Here is an 8,606-nt window from a genome sequence, read left to right as displayed (position 1 = left end):
CCGCAGGAAATCAAGGGATTGGAATATGACATTGTGGTCACGTATAAGCTCTATGATCCGCGTTTGTTTCAGTTGATACAAGCGCGTTTAAAGGAAGTGGGGGATAACGAGCAGCCGATTCATCGTCCCAAGGCCGGGGCGAGTGATGACCGATTTAGTCTTTTTTTGAATGAATGTTATACGAGCTATATGCGCGGCACGCAAGTGCTTGTGATTTGTGAGCCTGAAGCACGGGCCGACAATCCGCTGCTTCAGAAAATCCTTCCTTTGACCAATCAAGGAGAACGCTTGAGTGATGCGTGTCTGGTGCGCGAGACCAGTGGCAACTGGGAGGAGCAAGTGCTGGAACATGCACGGTCAGGGAATATCCGTCTGGCCCGTTCTATTTTTACTGAAGCCCTGCACCGCAGGGCAGAGGATTTTGATGCTTTTGTTCGTCCTGCTGTCAAGGAGAGAATTCCGGCAATCCCGGTGATGCAGGTGCCTGAGCCTCGAATCGAATACAACGCGGCTGAAAAATCACGAGAAAAAGGAATGGCGCCTGTTGCCTCAGCGCCTAAACAATCAGCGCCGTCAGGCCCCGGACTTTTCCCTCCAGCTTCTGCTCCAAAGGTAAAGGGTTTATCGCAAGCCGATCAACGGGCTATTAATCCGGTGGATTGTTTTACAGACAAACGATTATTGGCTATGTTTAAACGTCTGAAGGAGGATTTTTGGACCAGCGCAAGCGGTTATCGTATTAAAGACCATTTAAACACCAATCAAGAAGCACAAGCCGTCTTTTTTGCCTGTCTGGTCAATCATTACGAACTGATCGATTTAGCGCCGTTAAACGTGTTTTTAACGTATAAACCCATTCAGAAAAATAAAAAATTATTGTCCAGACTTCAAAAATTGGAGGATATTTTTACAAAATGCAGGCAACAACCACCAGAATTTAAAATGGTGTGCTTGAACTGCAATCTTTCAATCGTTCACATTGCTGCTTATTATAATAAGCTGGACTGGATTCAGTGGCTTCATTCTTTCGGTGCCAACTTGAATTTACCTGACTCTGAGGGCAAAACACCTGTTTTTTATGCCTCGCAAAAAGGGTTTGTTGGGGTTATCAGGCTTCTTAATACATTGGGGGCTGATATTAATCAACCCAATAATGAAGGTAGAACACCTCTCTATGTAGCAGCACAGGAAGGGCGTGATTCGATGGTTCGAACGCTCATCGCATCAGGGGCTAATGTCAATCAATCTGACAAGGATGGTTGGACACCTCTCTTGATTGCCACGAAGGTAGGGCATTATCCGGTGGTTCGCACGCTCATCGAATCAGGAGCGAATGTCAATCAATCTGATAAGACGGGTTGTTCACCTCTTTATGTTGCTACAGTGGACAGGAAGGGGCCGATGATTAGAACGCTACTTGAGTTAGGGGCTAATGTAAATCAACCTGACCCTGAGGGTTGGACACCTGCTTTGGTGGCTACGGCAATAGGGCTTGTTCCGGAGATTAAGATGCTAAGCAAAGCAGGGGCTAATGTCAATCAACCTGACAATGATGGTTTTACACCTCTTTGTATTGCTACAATGCATGGGAATAAGCTAATGATGGAGACGCTTGTGGAGCTTGGAGCTGATCCAAATGCAATTTATACATTGTCTGCTGCACCACTCATTCGATGGGGAGAAAACGTGGCGGGAGTAGAAATTCTGGAGAGAATAAAGGAGACAATATCTATGCCTGGAGTTCAGGACATGAATGATAAAGTTTCCCTCTCTCTGACAAAGATTGCTCAAATGATGGGGCATAAAGAAGTGGAAGAGTTTTTATCGAGTATAGCGAACTCTTCTTCAGAGAAGACCAGAGATAGAAATAGCTTTTTTAGTGCGAGTGTAGAGTTTCCGGTCGATTGTGAGGTACTCGGACCTCATAATCCGTAAAAGTGTAGTTGTAACTCCCTAAGAGGTACGTCATGTCGAGTGTAATAAGACATCATCTCCCTGATAATATTCGGGGTTACGTACTTCACTGTTATATGAACACCTGGCAACTTATATTAATTTAATGATTTTCAGTGATACTAATCATCATCTGTAATGCTTTTTTAGCATTATCAATTACCCACTGCTGGTCTTTTTCATTTAAACGTTGTCGTGAACCAGTGAACTCATTCACCAGATCACCTGCTTTCACTTCATTATAGGCCATTGTCCTGCCCTGACGTAACAGATCAACCAAAGCGACAAGATGAGGAGGATCATTGCGTGACATGGTTGCACAACCGCAGCCGACTCCTTTTTCATGGTCTTTTTTCGGGGCTTCAGCAAGATTTACCACGTCAATGCCTAAACTTTTACAATATTGTTTAAGATTTTCAACCATGTGGTTTTCTGTACCAATTGCATATCGCTTGGTATTGGCCCTGTCATTCACGACATAGTCCCAGATAAAGGCCGTTGAACCAGCTTGCTGAGCAACTCGAATTACCTCATTGCGACATTCTGGATGAACAATGGTTGTATATCCCAAGGAGTGCCAATATTCACACATATCCGCTTGATAATGGGTATGAACAGCACATTGACTAGAGAATAAAATTAATTCAGCTTTGTCAAATTGTTGCAAGGTAGTTTTATTTTGTTCCGCGAGAGAGTAATGCGCGCCAGCAGTGCCTCCTGGCCAATAGGCAAGGTTTTTAATGCCCATCCAGTAAGCAACGTTTTCTCCCATGTGTTGATCAGGGATGAACAGTATTTTTTTATTCTGCTTCCTTGCCCATTCAAAAATTTTTTTCACATTGGAGCTGGTACACACTGCCCCACCTTGGGCACCTGTCATCGCTTTTACTCGTCCAGAGGTATTCATATAACAGACAGGTAAAATATTGTCAGCCCCATAACGCTCATTGAGATCAAGAAAAGCAGGTTCAACCATAAAATCTTTGGCTAACATTTCCATGGTGCAGCCCGATTTGGGATTGGTAATGTAAACTTGCTGGTTTTTGTTGGCTAAAATACTGATGGATTCCGCCATAAAATGCACGGCTGATTCAATAATGACTGATTTTTCCGGATGATTGGCAGCCATTAATGCTAATTGATAAGAGTCACCAATTTGTCCACCAAACTGCTCAACCAGTCTTACAATATCGCCACCCATGTAATAATGGGCAAGCAGAAGCAATTTATCGCCAAAATGTTCACGTGCTTTTCGTAAATAAGGAGTCATCCAGGCAAGTACAGTGGTCAATTTACGATCGGGTAGGGCCTGATACTCTTCAGCGTAAGGAATAAAATCCTCCTGATACCAATCCAGTGGATAATCACTTTGGCAGATACTCATGTTATTTTTAATGGTCATGAGTGTTTTTTCGGGTTGGTAAGCAGCCTGATTTTTAAACATAAGGTACACCTCAACTAAATAAAGAGTTCTGTGGTGAGGTCAAGCGCGCGATACTCTCCTGCGCCTGGGCATTTTTACGAGGGAAATCTTCGCGATAATGTCCTCCCCGTGATTCTCGTCTTGCTAAAGCAGCTTTTACAATAAGTTCTGCATTTAAAACAATATTCCGCAACTCAATAAAATCTCGCGTAATACAATGTTTCCAATAATACTCTTCGATAATTTTTTTACGTTTCATTATTAATTGTAGTAGATCCTGTAACCCCGCTTCAGTACGAACTATCCCTGCATAAGACGTCATTTCTCCTCGAAGACCCCGCCAATGCGCATTAATCTGGCTTGCTCGTCTGGTATTGACTTCGCCGGGAGAACTCCAGGCGGAGATGGCTTCCCTCTTTCTGGAGGGCGTTATGATATCTTTAAGCGTACAGCGTGCTGCATTGCCTGCCATCACGAGTGCTTCGAGTAAGGAGTTACTGGCAAGACGATTAGCACCATGTAAACCGGTGAAAGCAACTTCACCAATGGCATACAGACGCTTCAGATCAGTGCGGCCGTCCACATCGGTCAAAACACCACCGCATTGATAATGAGCGGCCGGAACTACCGGAATCATATCTTGACTCATATCAATTCCGACCGATAACAGCGTGGCATAGATATGTGGAAAACGTTTGGTTAAAAACGCTTTGGATTGATGCGTAATATCCAGATAGACAAAACCACTTTGACTTTGTTCAATTTCACTAAAAATGGCACGAGCAACGACATCACGCGTCGCTAATTCCAATTGATGAGGGGCATAACGCATCATAAAACGCTCGCCTGTTTCAGCATTTTTTAGCTGCGCGCCTTCGCCTCGCACTGCTTCGGATATTAAAAAATTATTGAGCGAGTGATGATGTAATAAAGTGGGGTGAAACTGATAAAATTCCATATTACCTACGCGCGCGCCAGCCCGATAGGCCATTGCTACGCCGTCACCCGTAGCGATCATTGGATTGGTGGTGTACCGATAGGTTTTTCCTGCACCTCCTGTTGCAAGAATTACACAGTGGGCTGCAAACGTATCAATACAATTTTGTTTACAATCCAGAATATAAGCGCCCAGAACTTCCCCCTGATTATCTGTACGATGAGGGTGATAACAGGTAATTAAATTCACTGCAATGTGATGTTCAAAAATCTGAATTTGCGGATGTTGCCTGACGGTTTCCAGTAGAGCCTGTGTCACCGTTAAACCCGTATGATCGCTGGCATTAAAAATACGCCGGTGGGAATGACCGCCTTCTCGTGCCAGCACGAATTCACCGGCGGACGATTTAGTAAAATCAATAGAATAAGCCAGTAAGTCTTCAATAGTCTGTGGACCTTGCCGAATGATGAATTCCACCGCAGGTTGATAACATAAACCATCACCAGCTTGCAATGTATCTTCGATATGTGATTCCAGTGAGTCGGTGGGTGAGACTGCTGCCGCAATTCCTCCCTGTGCATAACGGCTGTTGCACTCACCCATTTCAGCTTTGCTGATCAAGGCAATTTTCACATGAGGTTGAAGTTTAAGAAGCTGCAGGCAATAATTTAGACCGGCAAGTCCGGTACCTAATACCAGGACATCAAATTCCAGAGATTTACCTTGCTGAGATAAATGGGCGGCGGTCATGAAAATGCTTTCACTAGTTGTTTAGCCAGGCCGGTGTATTTTTCGGGCGTTAAGCTCATTAACAGATTTTTAGCATCGTCAGGGATCGCCAGTGATTTAATGAACTTTTTCAAACTGTCACTGTCAATCCCATGGCCGCGCGTCAAATCTCGTAATTGTTCGTAAGCATTAGGTATTTCATAGCGCCGCATGACGGTCTGGATCGCCTCCGCCAGGACTTCCCAGTTGGCATTAAGATCCTGTTTTAAAGCACGTTTATTAATCTGTAACTTGTCATTACCTTTGGCAATTGCCTGATAGGCAATAAGCGTATAAGCAAATGCTACACCGATGTTGCGTAATACGGTAGAATCAGAAAGATCGCGTTGCAAGCGGGATTGGGTTAACTTATTAGCAAAATGATCAAATAGCGCATTAGCCAGCCCAAGATTACCTTCGGCATTTTCAAAATCGATAGGATTGACTTTATGGGGCATGGTTGAGGAGCCTACTTCTTCGGCAATCGTTTTTTGTTTGAAATAGTTAAGAGAAATATAGGTCCAGATATCCCTGGTATAATCAAGCAGAATATTATTAATACGTATCATTATGTGAGACACTTCTGCAATACCATCATGCGGTTCAATTTGTGTTGTATAAGCACTAAAGGATAAACCGAGTGAACTGACAAAGTTTGCGCAATGTTTACGCCAGTCAACATCCGGATAGGCAATGATATGTGCATTGTAGTTTCCTACCGCCCCGTTGCATTTCGCCGGAATTAATACTTCGGCTAACTGCTGTTGAGGACGCTTAAGACGTGCTACGAAATTAACCAGTTCTTTGCCGATAGTAGTAGGAGTAGCTGGTTGTCCATGTGTTCTTGCCAGCATCGCTACATCCCCATGCTGTTTACCAAGCATTGTAATACTGCCAATAATTTCGGCAAGAGTGGGTTGAATGACCTGAGCAATGGCTTCTTTAACCATCAGTGCATAGGCTAAATTATTAATATCTTCAGAGGTACAGGCAAAATGAATAAAGCCGGTATATTTGCTTAAGCCTTCAAATTGATTCAATTTGTCCCTTAGATAATATTCAACTGCTTTAACATCATGATTCGTTTGTTTTTCATAAACTTTAACTTTCTCAGCTTCAATTTCGTCAAAGTTTGCCAGGATCTCTGTCAAATACGCTTTTGCTCGACTATCAAGTTCAGCCACTTCAGTGATATCTTTATTAGCAGCCAGAGCTTCCAACCAACGAATTTCGACCATGAGTCGATAGTAAATAAGAGCAAACTCACTAAAATAAGGGCTTAAAGCGTTGGTTTTTTTCAGATAACGCCCATCAATAGGTGAGATAGCATTTAAGGAAGTTAAAGTCATAGATAAATCGCCACAATCATAAAGCACATATAATATTAGATGCGGCGACAGATGTGAATTAAAGTCTGCTGAAATTGTTATCTGGAGGATAATCACCGATAAACTTTCTTGTATCGAATGAAAATAAAGTTGTAACCTGAATTAAAATGCAGCCAAAACAATCGCCATCAATTATCCGTCTTACACTCTACCAAGTAACATTAAAATAATTAATACAATTAAAATTGTGCCGATTAATCCACTTGGCCCATATCCCCAATTCTTGCTGTAGCCCCATCGAGGTAAGCCGCCTATTAGCAATAATATCAAGAGAATTAAAAGTATCGTTGTCATTTTCGGTCCCTCACATTGCTGTTTAACAACACTGACGATAAGCAATTTATCAACCGCTTACTGCTTGTTTTATCTTATATAATAAACATAGCTTATGATTTCTATTTAATCCATTCAGAGTGTTGCAGCTTGTTATGATGTGGAGTCTTCTCTGGATTTTTGATATATTTTTTCATACTCAGTGACCATTTTTTCTCCTGTAAATAGTTCCTGATAGCGTAGAGCAGCGTTTTTTCCCATGACGGCGGCTTCTTGTGGATGTTCCCAAATAAATTGCATGGCATTCCGTAATGCGAGAGGATCACCAGGCGGAACAACTAATCCTGTTTCACCATGGATGTTAATATAACTTGTTCCAGTGCCGATTTCGGATGAAATAAGGGGTTTACCTGCCATAGCCCCTTCAAGGAGCGAAATGCCAAAGGCTTCTGCACGTAGATGGGATGGAAACAGGACGGCAAGACATAATTCCAATAAGACTATTTTGTCTTTTTCCGCGACTTGTCCCAAGAAATGAACATTTTCATGAGGTTTTCCGCTAAAAAGAGAACATCGTCCATAAATCTAATGATAGGCTAAAAGTAAGGGAAAATGATTTTATTGATATGTTTTTTTTCAAATTGTCTAATTAATTTTTATGCTAGACTATTACCAGATAGGGAATAAGAAGGTAGTCATGATGACATTAAATCCGAACTCCAGATTATATCGATTAGCAACTATACTACGCTCATTTAAAGCGATTTATCAGTTATCGCCGCAACAGGTTGATGCGTTTATGGATGCATACGGTATCTATGACTGCGACTGGGTTCATGGCACAGCAATGAAAGGTTCCAGTCCTATGGATTATTCACAAGTTAAAAAAAACCTTTTGGCTTGGTATGGGGTCATCAATCATCTTTGTGCGATTGGAGAGGTGGAAAAAATGTACATTCCTCCAACCCTCAATTTAAAAGAAAGCGTTATTAATAATCAAACTTTATTTGAGAAGAAATTCAGCCAGGATTTAGGGATGAAAGCAGGCGATAAAGTTTTTGAATTGGGATGTGGAAAAGGACGAGTGGCCGCCCACCTTACATCGGTGACTGATGCTCATATTACAGGCATCAATATTGATCAGGGTCAACTGGATAATGCTGTTGATTTTGCCACAAAAAATGGTTTGGCTCAAAAGTGTCAGTTTTTAAATATGGACTTTAATGATTTACCTTTTCCATTTGTTGATAATTCGTTTGATTGTATTTACGAAATCCAGGCTCTTTCTCTATCCAGGGATTTAGACGCGTTATTTCAGGAATTATATCGAATGCTTAAACCCGGTGGAAAATTATCTCTGCTCGAATGGGTACGTTTAGCAAAATATGACGATCAAAATCCTCAGCATGTAAAATTGATGAAAGAGATCAAACCATTAATTGGCGCAATAGGTACTCCTTCTCCCGAAGAATATGAGTTGGCATTAAATAAAGCCGGTTTTAAGGTGTTAATAAGTGAAGATCCGAGCATTAATAAATCACAAGAGCCACTTATTGATAAAGCAGGTAATAATTTCGATAAATTATTACCTTTTATTAAGTTTCTCGTCACCATAAAATTACTTCCAAAACATTTTATTTTATTATTTGAAAGACTTGGAAAAAATACCGAGGCTTTATGTGAAGCAGACAGGTCAGGATTGGTAACAATGAGTTATCATTTGGTTGCACAAAAACAATAGATATTACAAAATTTCTTAAATAGCCTCACTGGATCTTGTTTCCCATAAAAGTATATTCTCAGCTGTAATTCACATCTTCCTGTAATTTCAGTAGAATGAGGAGCATTTTTAAGGATTAGGGGG

The 8,606-nt window shown here is 41.6% G+C and carries 7 protein-coding genes; 2 read left to right on the top strand and 5 right to left on the bottom strand.

Annotated elements, in window-relative coordinates; genetic code table 11:
- Positions 1–1,935 (top strand): ankyrin repeat domain-containing protein (locus tag T345_RS13990; RefSeq protein ID WP_035918644.1); only part of this gene is annotated, 1,935 nt, incomplete at its 5' end.
- A 121-nt stretch (positions 1,936–2,056) separates the two neighbouring features.
- Here T345_RS13990 and nadA read toward each other — a convergent pair.
- The 5 genes from nadA to T345_RS0109125 form a co-directional block, all read right to left on the bottom strand.
- On the bottom strand, positions 2,057–3,397 hold the full coding sequence (nadA, locus tag T345_RS0109140) for a quinolinate synthase NadA (protein WP_028389086.1): 1,341 nt from the start codon (positions 3,395–3,397) through the stop codon (positions 2,057–2,059).
- Positions 3,398–3,407: 10 nt separating this feature from the next.
- Positions 3,408–5,063: an L-aspartate oxidase gene (gene nadB, locus T345_RS0109135; RefSeq protein ID WP_035918641.1), complete on the bottom strand. Its 1,656-nt coding sequence runs from the start codon at positions 5,061–5,063 to the stop codon at positions 3,408–3,410.
- Complete coding sequence (purB, locus tag T345_RS0109130; protein WP_028389084.1) at positions 5,060–6,430, bottom strand: adenylosuccinate lyase; 1,371 nt, start codon at positions 6,428–6,430, stop codon at positions 5,060–5,062. The genes nadB and purB overlap by 4 nt, the downstream gene beginning before the upstream one ends.
- A gap of 180 nt (positions 6,431–6,610) precedes the next feature.
- Entirely contained in the window at positions 6,611–6,763 is a 153-nt protein-coding gene (locus T345_RS14825) for a DUF3309 family protein (protein WP_084273780.1), read from the bottom strand.
- Between the two features lie 132 nt (positions 6,764–6,895).
- Complete coding sequence (locus T345_RS0109125) at positions 6,896–7,327, bottom strand: glycosyltransferase (RefSeq protein WP_084273779.1); 432 nt, start codon at positions 7,325–7,327, stop codon at positions 6,896–6,898.
- 112 nt (positions 7,328–7,439) lie between these two features.
- Here T345_RS0109125 and T345_RS0109120 point away from each other — a divergent pair, with 112 nt between their 5' ends.
- Complete coding sequence (locus tag T345_RS0109120; RefSeq protein WP_165476869.1) at positions 7,440–8,483, top strand: class I SAM-dependent methyltransferase; 1,044 nt, start codon at positions 7,440–7,442, stop codon at positions 8,481–8,483.
- Positions 8,484–8,606 lie beyond the last annotated feature (123 nt).

The sequence above is a fragment of the Legionella fairfieldensis ATCC 49588 genome (genome assembly GCF_000621525.1).
GTDB lineage: Bacteria > Pseudomonadota > Gammaproteobacteria > Legionellales > Legionellaceae > Tatlockia > Tatlockia fairfieldensis.
The sequence above is the reverse complement of the archived record's forward strand: the minus strand, read 5'-3'. Positions and strand labels throughout refer to the sequence as shown.